Source organism: Streptomyces sp. NPDC031497, assembly GCF_055580905.1.
On sequence record NZ_JBVIKO010000006.1, the window covers coordinates 44400 to 60454 of the forward strand.

The 16055-nt window shown below is 71.6% G+C and carries 12 protein-coding genes, 1 pseudogene and 1 riboswitch; of the genes and pseudogenes, 6 read left to right on the forward strand and 7 right to left on the reverse strand.

From position 1 onward, the window contains the following. Positions 1-88: 88 nt before the first annotated feature. Positions 89-1366: a hypothetical protein gene (locus ACZ5K7_RS14025; protein ID WP_468913309.1), complete on the forward strand. Its 1278-nt coding sequence runs from the start codon at positions 89-91 to the stop codon at positions 1364-1366. A gap of 213 nt (positions 1367-1579) precedes the next feature. Continuing rightward, a complete protein-coding gene (locus ACZ5K7_RS14030) occupies positions 1580-2110 on the forward strand; it encodes a DoxX family protein (RefSeq protein WP_468913311.1) in 531 nt (176 codons plus the stop codon). On the opposite strand, the gene ACZ5K7_RS14035 is transcribed toward ACZ5K7_RS14030, so the two are convergent. Beyond that, complete coding sequence (locus tag ACZ5K7_RS14035; protein WP_351693493.1) at positions 2107-2337, reverse strand: hypothetical protein; 231 nt, start codon at positions 2335-2337, stop codon at positions 2107-2109. The genes ACZ5K7_RS14030 and ACZ5K7_RS14035 overlap by 4 nt on opposite strands. Then, positions 2324-3751: a PspC domain-containing protein gene (locus ACZ5K7_RS14040; protein ID WP_468913314.1), complete on the reverse strand. Its 1428-nt coding sequence runs from the start codon at positions 3749-3751 to the stop codon at positions 2324-2326. The genes ACZ5K7_RS14035 and ACZ5K7_RS14040 overlap by 14 nt, the downstream gene beginning before the upstream one ends. 406 nt (positions 3752-4157) lie before the next feature. On the opposite strand from ACZ5K7_RS14040, the gene ACZ5K7_RS14045 reads away from it, so the two are divergent. Both ACZ5K7_RS14045 and ACZ5K7_RS14050 read left to right on the forward strand, forming a co-directional pair. Continuing rightward, positions 4158-5450, forward strand: a complete 1293-nt coding sequence (locus tag ACZ5K7_RS14045; RefSeq protein WP_468913316.1) for an ATP-binding protein — start codon at positions 4158-4160, stop codon at positions 5448-5450. Continuing rightward, positions 5447-6160, forward strand: coding sequence for a response regulator transcription factor (locus ACZ5K7_RS14050; RefSeq protein WP_351693484.1), 714 nt, complete (start codon positions 5447-5449; stop codon positions 6158-6160). Before ACZ5K7_RS14045 ends, ACZ5K7_RS14050 begins: the two co-directional genes overlap by 4 nt. A 48-nt stretch (positions 6161-6208) precedes the next feature. On the opposite strand, the gene ACZ5K7_RS14055 is transcribed toward ACZ5K7_RS14050, so the two are convergent. Beyond that, positions 6209-7267 carry a C40 family peptidase gene (locus ACZ5K7_RS14055; protein WP_468913318.1) on the reverse strand — a complete coding sequence of 353 codons (1059 nt, stop codon included), beginning with the start codon at positions 7265-7267 and terminating at the stop codon, positions 6209-6211. 501 nt (positions 7268-7768) lie between these two features. Between ACZ5K7_RS14055 and ACZ5K7_RS14060 the strand changes: the two genes are divergently transcribed. Continuing rightward, positions 7769-8122 (forward strand): hypothetical protein, encoded by a 354-nt coding sequence (locus ACZ5K7_RS14060; RefSeq protein WP_351693476.1) that lies wholly within the window; start codon positions 7769-7771, stop codon positions 8120-8122. Between the two features lie 3 nt (positions 8123-8125). Here ACZ5K7_RS14060 and ACZ5K7_RS14065 read toward each other — a convergent pair. Together ACZ5K7_RS14065 and ACZ5K7_RS14070 are read right to left on the reverse strand one after the other, a co-directional pair. Then, positions 8126-9095, reverse strand: a pseudogene (locus tag ACZ5K7_RS14065) (tellurite resistance/C4-dicarboxylate transporter family protein). A gap of 90 nt (positions 9096-9185) precedes the next feature. Next, positions 9186-10331 carry a C40 family peptidase gene (locus ACZ5K7_RS14070; RefSeq protein ID WP_468913320.1) on the reverse strand — a complete coding sequence of 382 codons (1146 nt, stop codon included), beginning with the start codon at positions 10329-10331 and terminating at the stop codon, positions 9186-9188. An 8-nt stretch (positions 10332-10339) separates the two neighbouring features. Continuing rightward, positions 10340-10512, reverse strand: a riboswitch (cyclic di-AMP (ydaO/yuaA leader). Positions 10513-10835: 323 nt separating this feature from the next. Here ACZ5K7_RS14070 and pcrA point away from each other — a divergent pair. Then, positions 10836-13322, forward strand: a complete 2487-nt coding sequence (gene pcrA / locus ACZ5K7_RS14075) for a DNA helicase PcrA (RefSeq protein ID WP_468913322.1) — start codon at positions 10836-10838, stop codon at positions 13320-13322. A gap of 90 nt (positions 13323-13412) precedes the next feature. Here pcrA and ACZ5K7_RS14080 read toward each other — a convergent pair whose 3' ends face one another. Continuing rightward, positions 13413-14894, reverse strand: a complete 1482-nt coding sequence (locus tag ACZ5K7_RS14080; protein ID WP_468913323.1) for a M23 family metallopeptidase — start codon at positions 14892-14894, stop codon at positions 13413-13415. A 303-nt stretch (positions 14895-15197) separates the two neighbouring features. Beyond that, positions 15198-16052 carry an esterase/lipase family protein gene (locus ACZ5K7_RS14085; protein ID WP_468913325.1) on the reverse strand — a complete coding sequence of 285 codons (855 nt, stop codon included), beginning with the start codon at positions 16050-16052 and terminating at the stop codon, positions 15198-15200. Positions 16053-16055: the final 3 nt, after the last annotated feature.

Here is a 16055-nt window from a genome sequence, read left to right on the forward strand (position 1 = left end):
TCGACACAAGGGAGTTGCACGGCGTCGTCCGGCCCCGAGGAGGGCCCTGCGCGTCGTGCCCCGGGCGTGGGGAAGGCAGGCGTCGGGCGTGGCGGTGCAGGAGGCGAGGCAGGGTGCCGGTTCCGGTGTCCACGGGGGCGGGTGCGCGTGCGGGGACTGTCCGCACGGGGCGCGCGAGGGGCACCGGCGCGCGGTCGCCGAATTCCTCCTCAAACGCGAGGAGTTCGCGGCCGGACAGGGGCTGCCCGCGGCGGTGGCCCACTCCGCCTCCGCCTCTCGGCAGTGGGTCTCCGAGGAACTCTCCCAGTCCGCCGAGGTGGTCGCCGAACGCGGCCGTGCCGAGGGCGAGGCCTGGCTCGCCCGGCTCTGGCTGCGCACCGCGTGCACGGTCTGGGCGGCCGTCGTGATCACACTGCTCGCCCAGTCCCTCACCGCGATCGGCGCCGGCTGGACCAGTGCCCGCACCGCCGGACTGGTCGCCGCCGTGGTCGTGGCCCTCGCGCTGACCGCCGCCTCCTGGTTCCACCGCTCGCGCGGCGGAGTGGTCGCCCCCGTGATCGGCGAGGACAACCGCATGTCCACCTCCCGCACCGTGGCCGCCTCCTGGGTCCTCTTCGTCGCCTACGCCGTACTCGTCCTGGCCTGCCGTCTGGCCGTCGCCTCCTCTCCCGCCGACCGGGACACCCTCATCTCCGGACTCGACCTCGCCCGCGGCGCCGGTGTGGTGACCGTCCTCGCCGTGGTCTGCGGCATCGCCGTCCTGGTGCGCCGGGTGGTCGGCCTGCGCATCCTCGGCCAGCGCCTCCAGAAGGTGCGCGCGCACCGTCCCCGCGCGGCCGACCTGCTCACCGACGACTCCGGCCGGGGCACCTTCGCCGACATCCAGTACGTCGTGATCAGCGCCGTCGCCCTCGTCTTCGCCGCCGTACGCCTCGCCCGCCGCCCCGACCAGCTCCCGGACCTCCCCTGGGGCCTCGCGACGGTGGTCCTGATCTCCGCCGCGACCTACCTCGCCGGCAAGTACGCCGAGGGCGGCCGCCCGGTCATCCTCTCCGTGGTCCGCGCCCGCGAGGCCGGTGACCTGGACGCGCCCATCCGCACGGGCGACGACATCGAGATCCGCGGCACCGGCTTCGTCCCGCCCGGCGCCCAGACCGCCGACCGCCTCGCCCGCATGGTCGTCCGTGTCGGCGCGGTCAACGTCCATGTGCCCCTGGTCCCCGTCACCGGCGGCTTCAGCAACCCCACGGACAGCGTCCTCACCGTCCCCGTGCCCGCCGAGGTGGAACCCGGCTCGGTCGAGATCCAGGTGGTGACGGCGGCCGGGGCGGCCACCAACCGGTGCGTGGTGGAGGTGACCGAGTGAACCGGGTTAGCGGACCGAGGAAGGGGATCCGCGGGCGGGGATACGCGGGCGGGTGGCCGGGTCAGGTAGCCGGGTGAGGTGGCCTGCGGGCGGGTGACGGAGACCGGCTGAAATTCGTAAAAATATCCGGAGGAGGATTGAGCTGGTGCCTGTTGTCGTACGTATGGTCTGTTGAGGGGCTCTGGGTACAGCGGCGAGAGGCGGCTAGTGGCGATGACTCACGGCATTCGTACGGACACGCACCCCCCGTATCTGGACGGCGATCGCAGTCTGCGCGATACCGCCACCCGATATGCCCTCCTTCCCTTGCGGATCTTCCTCGGCGTCACCTTCATCTACGCGGGCCTGGACAAGCTGACCGACAGCGCCTTCCTGAAGTCCGGCGGCTCCGGCTCGATCGGCGACACCATGCGCGCGGTCCGCGACTCCGCCGCGATCCCGGCCCTGGTCGACCTGGCCCTGAAGAACCCCGTCGGCTTCGGCACCGCGATCGCCATCGGTGAACTCGCCGTCGGCCTCGGCACCCTCTTCGGCCTGCTGGCCCGCCTGGCCGCCCTCGGCGGTGCGCTGATCTCGCTCAGCCTCTGGCTGACCATCAGCTGGGCCAACTCCCCGTACTACTACGGCAACGACCTCGCCTACCTGATGGCCTGGCTGCCCCTGGTCCTGGCCGGCGCCCCCTACCTCTCCTTGGACGCGATGCTGCGCGCCCGGCGCCGACGCGGGTCCGGAGGTCTGCGCTAGAACCCGGCCGGCTCGCCCTGGCTCTGCGGTGCGCGGCGGCGCCTGCGTATCGCCCGGGTCAGGGCGGCGGTCAGGCCGGCCAGGAAGAGGCCGACCACCATCACGGGGATGACCGCGAACCACTCGGTCGTCCACAGGCCCCCCGCGTCACCGGCGTAGGCGATTCCCGCCGCCGTGAGGAAGACACCCACGATCAGCCGCCCGGGCTGGAACTCATGCCGCAGCACGGCTCACCTCCACCTGTCCCGCGCCGACCTGGAGATCCAGGTCGAGCGTGCCCGTGTTCTTCGCGCCGCCGGTCGGCCGCAGCGTCACATCCTTGTGCTTGCCCGGTTCCACGTCCACGTCCTTCTTGTCGTCACCGGGCAACTGGATGTCGCCCACCCCCACGTCGATGCTCATCCGCACGGTCACGTCCGCCGGCACGACGATCTTCAGCCGGCCCGCCCCCACCTCGGCGGCCGTCGACACCGTCTGCCCCCGGGCGATGCGTACACGGGTCAGGTCGAGCGTGGCGACGCCCGTCCCGAGGTCGTACGTCGACGACACCTCCGCCGCCGTGGCCGGGGTCCAGCTCTCGCGCGTCCAGTGGGTGCTGATGTCGGACGGCAGGGCCGTCGCCGCCGCGAGCAAGCCCGCCGTGACGAGCGCCAGGAACAGTGAGCCGGCTCCCGTGCGTCCCAGGAACGAGCTGACCGCCGTACCCAGGCCGAACACGATCAGCGCGCCGGCCAGACCGGCCTGGAGGCTGGTGCCCAGCGGATGCGTGTCCCATGTCAGGCCCGTGCCCAGGCCGCCCGCCAGCAGGGCGAACAGGAAGATCCAGCCGCCGATCCAGCGCGGTCCGCGCGGTCTCGGGGGCGCGCTCTGCCGGGCACGTATGTCCTGGCCGTGGACCCACGGGGTGCTCAGCCGGAAGTCGAGTCCCGGGACGTCCCGTCCGCGGGTGTCGCCGGGGCCCCACAGATAGCCGGTGCCCCCGACATGCGTGCCGTCCTTGACGATCGGGTCGCGCCACCACGACGGGTAGGTGATCGAGATCGGCGGTGCCTGGGCCTCGGGAGGAGCGTCGGCCACCGCCTGCGCGGCCAGCGGGTCGGGGTCCGGGGCGTCCCGCCGCCGCGACCAGTACCCGGCGCCCGCCAGCAGAACGGAGAGGACGACGGCGAACGCCAGCACCCCGCCGTTCCTGATCATCGTCAGCAGGACTCCGCAGCCGACCAGCGCGAACAGCACGGCAGCCAGGGCCTGCCCGTCGACCCGGCCGGTCAGCAGCTTGCGGACCTCGTTCTCCTCCTCGTCCTCGTACGGCACGAAGAGCCAGGCGAAGCCGTAGAAGAGGAGACCGATGCCGCCGGTCGCGGCCAGCACGGCCAGGGTGATGCGGAAGATCACCGGGTCCAGGTCGGTATGGCGCCCGAGCCCCGCGCACACGCCCGCGATCATCTTGTGCCGGCGGTCGCGCCGGAACCGGGGAAGCGCCTGCGCGCCGGTGCCGGTGGCGTCGGCCTCCGTCTCGGGCGCCCCCGTCCCTGCCGCCTCCGCCGCGGCGGGCGCGGCATCCGACGGCCCGGGGCCCGGGGCAGGCCGCGGGCCGGGGCCGGGTCCCGGACCCGTCGCGGCGTGCTCGTGATCAGTCATGAGTCAATGGTGACGGCCGGACCGCCGCAACGGCAGTCGGGATGACCCTGGCGGAACCCTGAAATCGGCCCCGAGGCCGGGCCGGGAAGAGTTCGAACCGCACCCCGGCGACGGACTCCGGCCGATCACCGCCGGAGGTTCCGGCACTCGCCGTGGGAAATCCCGGGACTCACCGCGGAGAGTGGGGACTTGCCGCGAAGGGCGGGAGACGGGGACCCCTGCGGGAGGAGGGTGCGTGTCGGGGAGGGGCGGGTAGCGGGGTGCCGCGGGGAGGAGAGCAGGCGCTGCGGGAAGTGGGCGTGCGCCGTGGGAAGAACGGGCCCGCCGCGGGGAGATCCGAAGATCAGGGGAGTCTCGGGGGCCGACCCTGATGCCCGGGGACTCCCGGCGTGTGAACATCGATGGCATGCCGGAAGCCGCAGCAGTGCCCCTCGACGACCCGCGGCCGCCGCGCAAGCTCTACCGCAGCAGCGACGGCCGTTGGCTCGGTGGGGTGGCGCGGGGCCTCGCCGGGCATCTCGGCCTGCCCGTCGTGTGGGTGCGGCTCGTCTTCGTCGGCCTGTTCATGGCCAACGGCCTCGGCGCACTGCTGTATGCCGCGTTCTGGTTCTTCGTACCCCTCGGCCTCGGCGGCGTCGGCGGCCAGAAGCCGCCCTCCCTGGTCACCACCGAGACCTCGGCGGACGGCCGCCGCAGACTCGTCGCCCGCAGACCCGACAGAGGCCAGATCGTCGCGCTGCTCCTCATGGTCATCGTGTCCATGGTGTTCGTGGGCAGCGTCAACCTCACCAGCGGCGCCAAGGCCTATCTCCTGCCCGCGGTCCTGGTCGCCGCCGGCGTGGCGCTCGTCTGGCGCCAGGCGGACAACGCCCGCCGGGCCCGCTGGGTCGAGGTCGGCAGCCGGCGCCGCACGCTCTCGCTGCTGCGCGCCGGCGTCGGTGTCCTGCTCGTCACCGCGGGCGTCTCGGGCGTCTTCGTCATGCAGGGCTCCGCCGCGCACATCGGGGCGGTGCTCCAGGCCTCGCTCGCCGTGCTCGTCGGCATCACGCTGCTCGCCGGGCCGTATCTCGTGCGGATGACCCAGGACCTCTCCGAGGAGCGGCTGATGCGTATCCGCGCTCAGGAGCGCGCCGAGGTCGCCGCCCATGTCCATGACTCCGTGCTGCACACCCTGACCCTGATCCAGCGCAACGCGGAGAACGCGAACGAGGTGCGCCGCCTCGCCCGCGCCCAGGAGCGTGACCTGCGCACGTGGCTCTACAAGCCCGAGGGAAGCGGCAAGGAGGAGGCCGACGAGCCCGTCACCCTCGCCGAAGCGGTCCGGCGCAATGCCGCGGAGGTCGAGGACAAGCACGGCGTCCCCATCGAGGTCGTGGTGGTCGGTGACTGCCCGCTCGACGAGCGGACGGGGGCGCAGATGCAGGCCGCGCGCGAGGCGATGGTCAACGCCGCCAAGTACGGTGGCGAGGGCGGCGCCGTCCAGGTCTACGCCGAAGTCGAGGGCAGGACGGTCTTCGTGTCCGTCCGCGACCGCGGTCCCGGCTTCGACCTCGACTCGATACCCGCCGACCGCATGGGTGTCAGAGAATCGATCATCGGCCGTATGGAGCGGCACGGCGGCACGGCACGGCTGCGGTCCGTGCCGGGCGGTGGCACGGAGGTCGAGCTGGAGATGGAGAGGGTGGAGAAGACGTCATGAGCGACGCGACCGAGGCGAACGGCCCGGCGGAAGGCACGGAGAAGGCCGGGCGTCAGGTGCGCGTGGTCCTCGTCGACGACCACCGGATGTTCCGTACCGGTGTCCAGGCCGAGATCGGCCAGACCGAGCAGACCGGTGTCGAGGTGGTCGGCGAGGCCGCCGACGTCGACCAGGCGGTCTCGGTGATCACCGCGACCCGGCCCGAGGTGGTCCTCCTCGATGTGCACCTGCCGGGCGGCGGCGGGGTCGAAGTACTGCGCCGGTGCGCCCCGTTGACGGCGGACGCCGAACGGCCGGTGCGCTTCCTCGCACTGTCCGTGTCGGACGCCGCCGAGGACGTGATCGGCGTGATCCGCGGCGGCGCCCGCGGCTATGTCACCAAGACGATCACCGGCACCGACCTGGTCGACTCGATCTTCCGTGTGCAGGAGGGCGACGCCGTCTTCTCCCCGCGGCTGGCCGGGTTCGTCCTGGATGCCTTCGCCTCCACCGACGCCCCGCCGGTCGACGAGGACCTCGACCGCCTCACCCAGCGCGAGCGCGAGGTCCTGCGCCTGATCGCGCGCGGTTACGCCTACAAGGAGATCGCCAAGCAACTGTTCATCTCCGTCAAGACGGTCGAGTCCCATGTGTCGGCGGTGCTGCGGAAACTGCAGCTGTCCAACCGGCACGAGCTGACCCGCTGGGCGACGGCTCGCCGCCTGGTCTGAGGCGGCGCCGGGGCGGTTCGGATGCCCGTGGAGGCCGGGCCACGGGGTTCACACGACCCGCGTCGCCCCCGCGAACGGCATCTCGTCGATGGGCGCGATCCGTACCGGCGCCGACGGATTGGGGGCGTGGATCATCTGGTCGTTTCCGATGTAGATGCCGACGTGACTGATGCCCGAGTAGAAGAACACGAGGTCGCCCGGCTGGAGTTCGGAGCGGGAGACGCGGCGGCCGGTGTCGATCTGGGCGTAGGTCGTGCGGGGGATGGAGACGCCGGCGGAGCGGTAGGCGGCCTGGGCGAGTCCCGAGCAGTCGAAGGCGTTGGGGCCGGTCGCGCCCCAGACGTAGGGGCTGCCGAGCTTGGAGTAGGCGTACGCCACGGCGGCCGCGGCACGCGAGTCGGAGGCCGTGACGCCGCCCGGCGCCAGGGGGGCGCGGGCCTCGGTGCCCGAGCGGGATGCGCGGGAAGAGGCGCCGTCCGCCGTGACCGCCGCCCGCTGCTGGGGCGAGAGCCGGTCCAGCAGCCGCCGGGCCTCGTCGAGCTTGCCGGTGACCGTGGTCTTCTGCTGCTTCAGCTCGGCCTGCCGGGACCGCAGCGAGGCCAGCTCGACGTGCGCCGCGCCGCGCAACTGCTCGATCTCCCGCAGCTGCCGGCGCACCCGCGCCACCGCACCGGCCTGCGCGGCACCGGCCCGTTCGGCGAACGCGGCGTTGTCCAGGTAGCGGTCGGGATCGCTGGAGAGCGCCAACTGCCACGCCGGATCGATACCGCCGTCGCGGTACTGCGCGGCCGCTGCCAGACCGAGGGCCTCCCGTGCGGAGTTGAGCTTCTCCTGCTTGCGGGCGGTCTCGTCCTGGAGCGCCTTGACCCGTCGCTGGGCCGTGTCGGCCTTCTCCTTGGCCCCGTCGTACTTCTCGGTGGCCGCCTCGGCCTCCTGGTACAGCTGGTCCACCTTGGCCTTCACCTGCGCCGGTGTCAGTTGCGGCTCGGCGTGCCCGGTCCCTTCGAAACCCGTCGCGGTGGCCGCGCCCGCTAGGGCGAGGGTGGCGGCCGTGCGGGCCGTACTGCCGCTGAGCGAGCGCTGTCGGGGCTTGCGGTGCGCTGCCACCTGGACTGGTCACGTCCTTTCGTACGACTGCCGTGTCGTCCGTACGCACGCCAGGGGGAGCGCGCATACGGCCGCGGGGGTGCGGATTGCGCGTCCGGCGGCGGCCCGCACAGGGGAGCGGGCCGCCGCCGGACTTTCTCGGCGGTGGTGTCCGACTGCCGCCCCTGGCCCGGGCGGCGGTGGGGAGTCGGTCACCTGGGGGAGGACGCTAGGCCGGACTGTGTCGGCCAGGTAACGCGATGCGCGGAATTGGCGTGACCAGATCGTTACCCGACGGTATGTGACCGGGATTCCGGTCCGGAGCCGTCGGCTTCACGGGGCGGGATGACCGAAGCGGCGGTTCCAGGGCGAGCGGGGCGCACGGGGTGCTATGGGGTGCATATATGCGATGCCGTGCGGGCGGCGCGGGCAGGCGCGTGCGAGTGCGGGCGGGCGGCGGCGGGCGCCGAGGGAGGGGCCGGTGCCCGGTGCTCCGGGGGACCCTGATTAGGCTCCGGGGCCATGGGCGTACTCATCCATCTCTTCGTCGGTCTGCACATCATCGGCATCGCCGCGCTCCTCGGCGGTTTCCTCACTCAGATGAAGGCGATGGGCCAGGGCACGGCCCGGTTCGTCCCCGGGATGCTGCACGGCGCGTTCACCATGCTCGCGACCGGTGTGATCCTGGTCGGCCTCAACGAGGCCGACGACCACCACGTCAACACCGTCAAGATCGGTGTGAAGCTCGCGCTGCTGATCGTGATCCTCGGGCTCGTCTATGTGAAGCGGGACGACGAGAAGGTGGAGAAGGGTGCCTTCGGCCTGGTGGGCCTGCTGACCATGGTGAACATCTTCATCGCCGTGCTGTGGACGTGACCCTCAGGAAGTCTTCCTGAGGGCGGCGCGGGCGACCGCCACCGCGCCGGCGGCCACCGCCAGCCAGGCGGCCACCGCGACCCACACCAGGACCCGCCCCGGCCACCTCAGCCACGGGACGGCGACGGCGGCCGCGACCGACAGCGTCGCCGCGGCCGTCATCCCCATCGGGAAGACCGTCGCCCAGCGGTGTTCGTTGTAACGCGGCCGGGGACGCGCCACCTCGGCGGTCAGCAGCACGACGTACCAGGCCAGGGACAGGACGAGCAGCGCCACCGTCACCGTGCGCAGGACGCCCCGGTCGTCGTCGTTCCACAGGTACAGCCGGGCGCTGTCGGCGGCCAGCAGCTTCGCCCCGGCCAGCGCGGAGATCGCGAGCGCGCCGCCCGCGACCCAGTGGTCGCCCGGCCCCTCGGTCACCTGCCGCCACTCGAAATGAGCCACGGCGAACCCGTACAGCACCAGGCCCAGCCAGAACAGCACCAACGCCGTGTGCGCGAGCCACGCGGTCGTCACGGCCGCCGCCAACGTCGCCCCGAGCACGGCCGGCCCCTGCGTGGCCACACAGGTCAGGAACACCGCACCGGGCATGCGCCGCTTCCAGTTCCGTACGACGAGGACCAGCAACGGCGGCCACAGCACCGCCGACAGCGCCAGCAGGGCCTCGGCGAGGGTCTGCCCGCCGAGCGCCGAGAACTGCGTCCCCAGTACCGTCGTCGCCGCCACGGCGGTGAGCGCGCCCGGTGTCTCCGCCTCCGCCACCCAACGCCGACGGTCCTCCAGCAGCCGTACGACGAAGTCCGTGGCCAGTGCCGCCCAGGCCACGCAGGCCAGCACCAGCGCGACCCGGGACACGGTCTCCGCCCCCGCCAGATGCAGCCCCCGCCGACACGATGCCGGTGGCCATCACGGCGGACCCGGCCGCCGGCGGACGCTGCGCCCACCAGGAGCCTAGGGGTGAAATGCCGGACATGCCCCTGATGCTAGGGAACCCTCACCCGTCGCATGAGCGGGGCACGCGCGCGTGCGGCACGCGATGCGGGCGGGCACGCGCCCGCGCCTCTCAGGCCGGTCGCACCACGCTGTGGATGATCGACTCGCCCCCGTAGTAGATCGACTCCTCCCGGACGTACGCGCCGGGCTTCGGGGCGTGGATCATCATGCCGTCGCCGATGTAGATGCCGACGTGGCTGACGTCGTCGTAGAAGAAAACCAGGTCGCCGGGCTGGGCGTCGGCGAGGGAGACGGTGGTGCCGGCGTTCACCTGGTCGTAGGTGGTGCGCGGCAGGGAGACGCCCGCGGCCTTCCAGGCGGCCTGGGAGAGGCCGGAGCAGTCGTACGAGCCGGGCCCGGTGGCGCCCCAGACGTACGGCTTGCCGACCTGCGCGCGGGCGAAGGCGATCGCCTTGGCGGCCTTCGTCCCGTAGGCGGAGTCGGAGGACGACGACGGGGAGCTGCTGGAGGCCGACGTCGAGGAGGGCGACGCCTCCTGCTTCGCGGCCGCCGCCTGCTGCTGCGCGAGCTCGGCCGCCTCGCGTGCCGCCGCCGCCCGCTGCTTCTGCTCGATCTCCGCCAGTCGTGCCTTCTCCTGGGCCGTCAGCTGCGACAGCAGCTCCCGCGCGGAGGTCAGCTTCGTCTGGACGGTGGACTTGGCGGTCTTGAGGTCGTCCTGCGTCTCGGTGAGCGTCTCCAGGCTCTTGGCGGCCTCCTGCCGCTTCGCCATGGTCGCGGACTGCTGTGTGGTGTAGTCGTCGACCGCGTCCTTCTCGCGCGAGGTCAGCCGGCTCATCAGTTGCGTCTGGTCGAAGTAGTCCTGAGGACTGTCCGCGAGCAGGAAGGTCGCCGTGTCGGGCGCACTGGCCCCGGTCCGGTACTGGGCCGCGGCGAACGACCCCAGTTCCTCACGCGCCTTGTTGAGCCGGTCCGTGCGCTCGGCGACGTCGTCGAGCAGGGTGTCGACCTGCTTGCGCTGCTTGCCGGTCTTCTCCTTGGCCGCGTTGTACTTCTCGGTCGCCGACTCCGCCTGCCGGTAGAGGGCGTCGACCTTCTTCTCGACCTCCTCCAGGCTGGGCTTGCCGTCCTCGGAGGGTGCGGCGTTGGCCGTCTGGGAGAGCAGTGCCACGGAGGTGAGGGCGGCGGTGGCCAGGGCGGGGGTGCGTATGCCTGCTACGCGCGTTGCGGACGGACGCGACTTGCGGTGCGACGCCAACGGGGGCGACTCCTTCCGTGCTCCGCCTACCGAGTTAGCTGTCGGATTCGGGCGGTGGTTCGGAAGGGTTGCCCTACGGTCCGTTCCCCAGTGGGAAGTCGGGACCGATTCACCCCAAGGTTCGGTGTGGGTCCCCGGTTCCGGATGCGCGGCGGCACCCTGGATTCGGCGGAGGCCGTGCGGCCCGGCGACGTTCGCCGGTGGGGGTCGTACGGCCTGCCCGGCACGTTAACCAACTCGTGTGCTCTGTGTGAAGTTTGATGTGCGATATGCCCGATACATTTTCGTGACCTTGGTGTTGCGGACCGGTCGGATCGGTCGATCGGGGATGGTATGGGGTTACTTGTCCGGCGCGGTCGAGTGGTCCGCGCTCTCGGCTGACGGGCACACCCGTGTTCACGGCGTGTGATCGCTGACCGTGAGGGGCCGATTCTGGCGGGTGACCGGGGTGACTTTCCGGGGTGGGGACCGGTTGTCAGTGGGGCGCCCTAGACTCGGAGAGCGATGAGCAGCCTCTTTGACGACAGCTTCCTGGCGAGCCTCCAGCCCCCGCGCGGCCACGAGGAGGAACCCCCGCCGCCGCCCGAGGACGAGCACGTACCGGAGCCGGTTCCGGACGATCTGTTCGGCGGGCAGTTCGACGCGCCCCCGGACCGTGACGCCTACTACCGCGACGGTGCCGCCCGCCCGGCCCTGGACCCGGCCGCGCTCCTGGAGGGGCTGAACGAGAACCAGCGGGCCGCCGTCGTGCACGCAGGGTCCCCGCTGCTGATCGTGGCCGGCGCCGGTTCCGGCAAGACGCGCGTGCTCACCCACCGCATCGCGCACCTGCTCGGCGCGCGCCAGGTGCACCCGGGGCAGATCCTCGCGATCACCTTCACCAACAAGGCCGCGGGCGAGATGAAGGAGCGCGTCGAGCACCTCGTCGGCCCGCGCGCGAACGCGATGTGGGTGATGACCTTCCACAGCGCGTGCGTGCGGATCCTGCGCAGGGAGAGCAAGAAGCTCGGCTTCACCTCCTCCTTCTCGATCTACGACGCCGCCGACTCCAAGCGCCTGATGGCCCTGGTCTGCCGCGACCTGGACCTCGACCCCAAGCGCTTCCCGCCGAAGTCGTTCAGCGCCCAGGTCAGCAACCTCAAGAACGAGCTGGTCGACGAGGAGGACTTCGCCGCTCGGGCGAGCGACGGCTTCGAGAAGACCCTCGCCCAGGCCTACGCCATGTACCAGTCGCGGCTGCGTGAGGCGAACGCCCTCGACTTCGACGACCTGATCATGACGACCGTCAACCTGCTGCGCGCCTTCCCGGACGTCGCCGAGCACTATCGCCGCCGCTTCCGGCACGTCCTGGTCGACGAGTACCAGGACACCAACCACGCCCAGTACGCCCTCGTGCGCGAGCTGGTCGGCACCGGCGCTCACGAGGCGGACGTGCCGCCGGGCGAGCAGGACCTGCCGCCCGCCGAGCTCTGCGTCGTCGGTGACGCCGACCAGTCGATCTACGCCTTCCGGGGCGCGACGATCCGCAACATCCTCCAGTTCGAGGAGGACTACCCGAACGCGACGACGATCCTCCTGGAGCAGAACTACCGCTCCACGCAGACGATCCTCTCCGCCGCCAACGCGGTCATCGAGCGCAACGAGTCCCGCCGCCCGAAGAATCTGTGGACCAACGCGGGCGCGGGCGCGCAGATCACCGGCTACGTCGCCGACACCGAGCACGACGAGGCGCAGTTCGTCGCCGACGAGATAGACCGTCTGACGGACGCGGGCAAGGCGAAGGCGGGCGATGTCGCCGTCTTCTACCGCACCAACGCGCAGTCCCGTGTCTTCGAGGAGATCTTCATCCGTGTCGGCCTGCCCTACAAGGTCGTCGGCGGTGTCCGCTTCTACGAGCGCAAGGAGGTCCGGGACGTCCTGGCCTACCTCCGGGTCCTCGCCAACCCCGAGGACTCCGTCCCGCTGCGCCGGATCCTCAACGTCCCCAAGCGCGGTATCGGCGACCGCGCGGAGGCGATGATCGACGCCCTCGCCCAGCGCGAGAAGATCAGCTTCCCCCAGGCACTCAAGCGCGTGGACGAGGCGTACGGCATGGCCGCGCGGTCCACCAACGCGGTCAAGCGGTTCAACACCCTGATGGAGGACCTCCGTACGGTCGTGGAGTCCGGCGCCGGACCGGCCACCGTCCTGGAGGCGATCCTGGAACGCACCGGCTATCTCGCCGAGTTGCAGGCCTCCACCGATCCGCAGGACGAGACCCGGATCGAGAACCTCCAGGAGCTCGCCTCCGTGGCGCTGGAGTTCGAGCAGGAGTCCGGGGAGGGCGAGGCACCGGCCGGGCTGTCTGCCTTCCTCGAGCGGGTGGCGCTGGTCGCCGACTCCGACCAGATCCCCGACGAGGACGAGGACGGCTCCGGCGTCATCACTTTGATGACCCTGCACACCGCCAAGGGCCTCGAGTTCCCGGTGGTCTTCCTGACCGGCATGGAGGACGGCGTCTTCCCGCACATGCGCGCGCTCGGCCAGACCAAGGAGCTGGAGGAGGAGCGGCGCCTCGCGTACGTCGGCATCACGCGCGCGCGGGAACGGCTGTACCTCACGCGGTCGGCGATGCGCAGCGCCTGGGGACAGCCGTCGTACAACCCGCCCTCGCGCTTCCTGGAGGAGATCCCGGCCGGGTATCTGGAGTGGAAGCGGACCGGGGCGATGGCGCCGGTGTCCTCCGGGCCCGCGTCGGGCGTGGCGGCCTCGCTGTCCTCGACCCGCTCGCGCTCCTCGGCGTCCGGTGCGTCCGGCTTCGCCACCCGACGGTCCTCGGAGAAGCCGGTGGTCTCGCTGGCCGTCGGCGACCGGGTCACCCACGACCAGTTCGGCCTCGGCACGGTCGTCGGGGTGAAGGGCACGGGCGGCAACGCGGAGGCGACGATCGACTTCGGCGACACCAAGCCGAAGCGGCTGCTGCTGCGGTACGCGCCGGTGGAGAAGCTGTAACCGCGCCGCCGCTGTGAAGACAGAAGACTAAAGCCCCGCTGCCACGAGCGGGGCTCACCGACCGGGACCAGGTCGGGCCGAGGATCAGGATCAGGTCGGGTCGAGCCCGTGGCTCCGCAGCCACGGCAGCGGGTCTATGGCGGAGCCCCCCGCCGGCCTGACCTCGAAGTGCAGATGCGGACCGGTCGAGTTGCCGGAGTTCCCGGAGTACGCGATCGGATCCCCGGCCTTCACGGTCGTACCCGAGGCGACACGGTACGACGAGAGGTGGCAGTACCAGGTCTCCGTGCCGTCCTTCGCCGTCACGATCATCATGTTGCCGTAGGCGCTGTTCCACTTGGTGGAGACGACGCCGTCGGTCGCGGCCATCACCGTCGTCCCGTAGGAGACGGGGAAGTCGATGCCGGTGTGGACGGACATCCAGTTCACCCCGGCCTGGCCGAAGTAGGCGCTGAGCCCCCGCTGCGTGACCGGGAGGGCGTACTTGGGGCGCAGCCGCTCCTTGCGGGCCGCCTCCGCCGCCGCCTTCTTCTTCTCGGTCTCCTGCTGGGTCTTGAGGTCGATGCGCTCCTGGGTCCGGCTGGCCCGGTCGGCGAAGTCGTCGGCGCCCGCCGAGAGCGTCCGCAGCTGGGCGTCCAGCTTGCTGTTGGCGGCGGACGGTTTCACCGACTGCGCGTCCGAGGCGGAGGCGGTGGTGTCCTGGCCGTCGCCGCCGGTCAGGGTACCGACGGAGGCGGCCGCGATTCCGGCGACCCCCATCACACAGGCAGAGGGCACGGCTACCGTCAGCAGCGCGGAGCGCTTGGGGGGCGTACGGCGGCGGGAACGCGCCCCCGCGCGGCCTCCGGCGCGTGTCGAGGCCGGAGCGACCGGAGTGACCTCTTCCTGGTCCTCCAGCAGTGGCGTCACTGCAGGTAGCTCACCGGTCGCGGCCAACTCCCCGGCATCCGTGGAGTCCTCCGTGAACTCCTGGAGCTCGTCGTACGGGAGCTGCTCGAACATCTGGGTCGCCGACTGGTCGAAGGAGTCGGCGGCCTGTGACTCGTGCGCGTGCTCCGGCTGTGTGGGCTGCGCCGGGGTGCCGTCGGAGTTCCACTGCGTGGCGTCGTACGCGCCGGTGTCGAAGGCCTGGGTGCCCCACTCCCACTGCTGGGTCGCGCCGGCCATGTTCGACTGGTCGGGCTGGAGCCAGGCGTTCGCGTCCCAGTGGCCGCTGCCGTCGGCGACCGTTCCCTGTGTCGCCTGGTGCGGGACGGTCCAGGCGGTGCTGTCGTAGGCGCCGGAGTCGTAGGCGGTGTGGTGCTGGGCCGCGTAGGGGTCGTAGTTCAGCGTCTGGTCGCCGGTGGTCTGCCACTGCGTGGCGTCATACGCGCCGGTGGCCTGGCCCTCGCCGGGGAAATGGCCGAAGAGCGGGTCGCTGTGGAACGAGGTGCCGGTAGCGGCGTGGTCGCCGTACGTGGTGAAGTCGCCGTACTGGGCTTCCTGGGTGCCGTACGGCGCGTAGTGCGCCTGGTCGGCGTCGGAAGCCGGGGCCGGGGAGGTCATGGTCCCCGACGGGTGACGGTCGTTCACCAACTTCTCTTTCGCCTCGACAACAGGGGCTGCCAGAGCAGTGCGGCGACTGTACCCGGCGGTATACGGGCGCGACAATCTTCAACAGGTTTCGTGGTTTCGGGAAACGGGCATTCGGCCGTGTTTCGGGGGACGACGGGCGCGGGTTTGGCCTTGTGTTCGAGGAGTGTTCGAGGTTTCGGGGGGCCAAGTCGGGGATGCCGGGCAGTCGTTGCCCGTCCGAACCGACCCGAATACCCGGCTCGCCCGACTCGCTGGGCTCGCCCGACTCGGTCGGCTCGCCCCCGCTCGTCCGGTTCGTCCTCAGGCCACCGTCAGGCCGCTCGCGATCCGCTCCTCCGTGTGCGCCTCGTCGAGGGCCTGCCGTATGCCGGCCGCGACCGCCGGGTGGACGGGCAGGGCGAGGTGGCCGATGCCGGTCACCTGCACATTCGTCGCCATGAGGTCCGGGTGGTCGATCCGGGCCGTCTCGACCGGCTCCATCAGCGAGTCGAGGTCGCTCCAGAAGCTGACGAACCGGGTACGGCAGCCGGGCGCGGGCCGGGTCAGTTCCTCGATGACCTCCGAGCCGGGGCGCATCTGCCGCACGATCGGGTGCGCGTCCGCGAGCGGTGCGACCCGGGTGCCGGAGTGCGGGGTGCCGAGCGTCACCAGGGTGCGGACGCGGTGGTCGCCGCCGAGCCGCTGGACGTAGTAGCGGGCGATCAGGCCGCCGAGGCTGTGCCCGACGATGTCGACCCGGTGGCTGCCGGTGCGCTGGCAGATCTCCTCTATGTGCCGGCCCAGCAGACCGGCGGCCGTGCGGATGTCACAGGTCAGCGGGGAGTAGTTGAGCGACTCGACGCGCTGGCCGCCGTGCTGGGCGAGGGCGCGGCGCAGCAGGACGAAGACCGAGCGGTTGTCGATGAAGCCGTGCAGCAGGACGACCGGCGGGGCCGCCCGGACCGGCAGCAGTGCCGTGCCGTCCCGCGGTGCGGGCTGTGCGGGGGAGCGGCGCTCGGGGGTGAGACCGGTCGGGTAGAGGAGCAGATGCCCGGCCAGGATCGCGGCTTCCAGCGCGGTCGATTTCAGAAGGGCCATCGACAGGCCGGCGAGTCCCCCGGGAAGGATGCGACGGCAGAGCGGGAGAAAGGGCTCGAGTATCCCGGTGACCTTCATCGG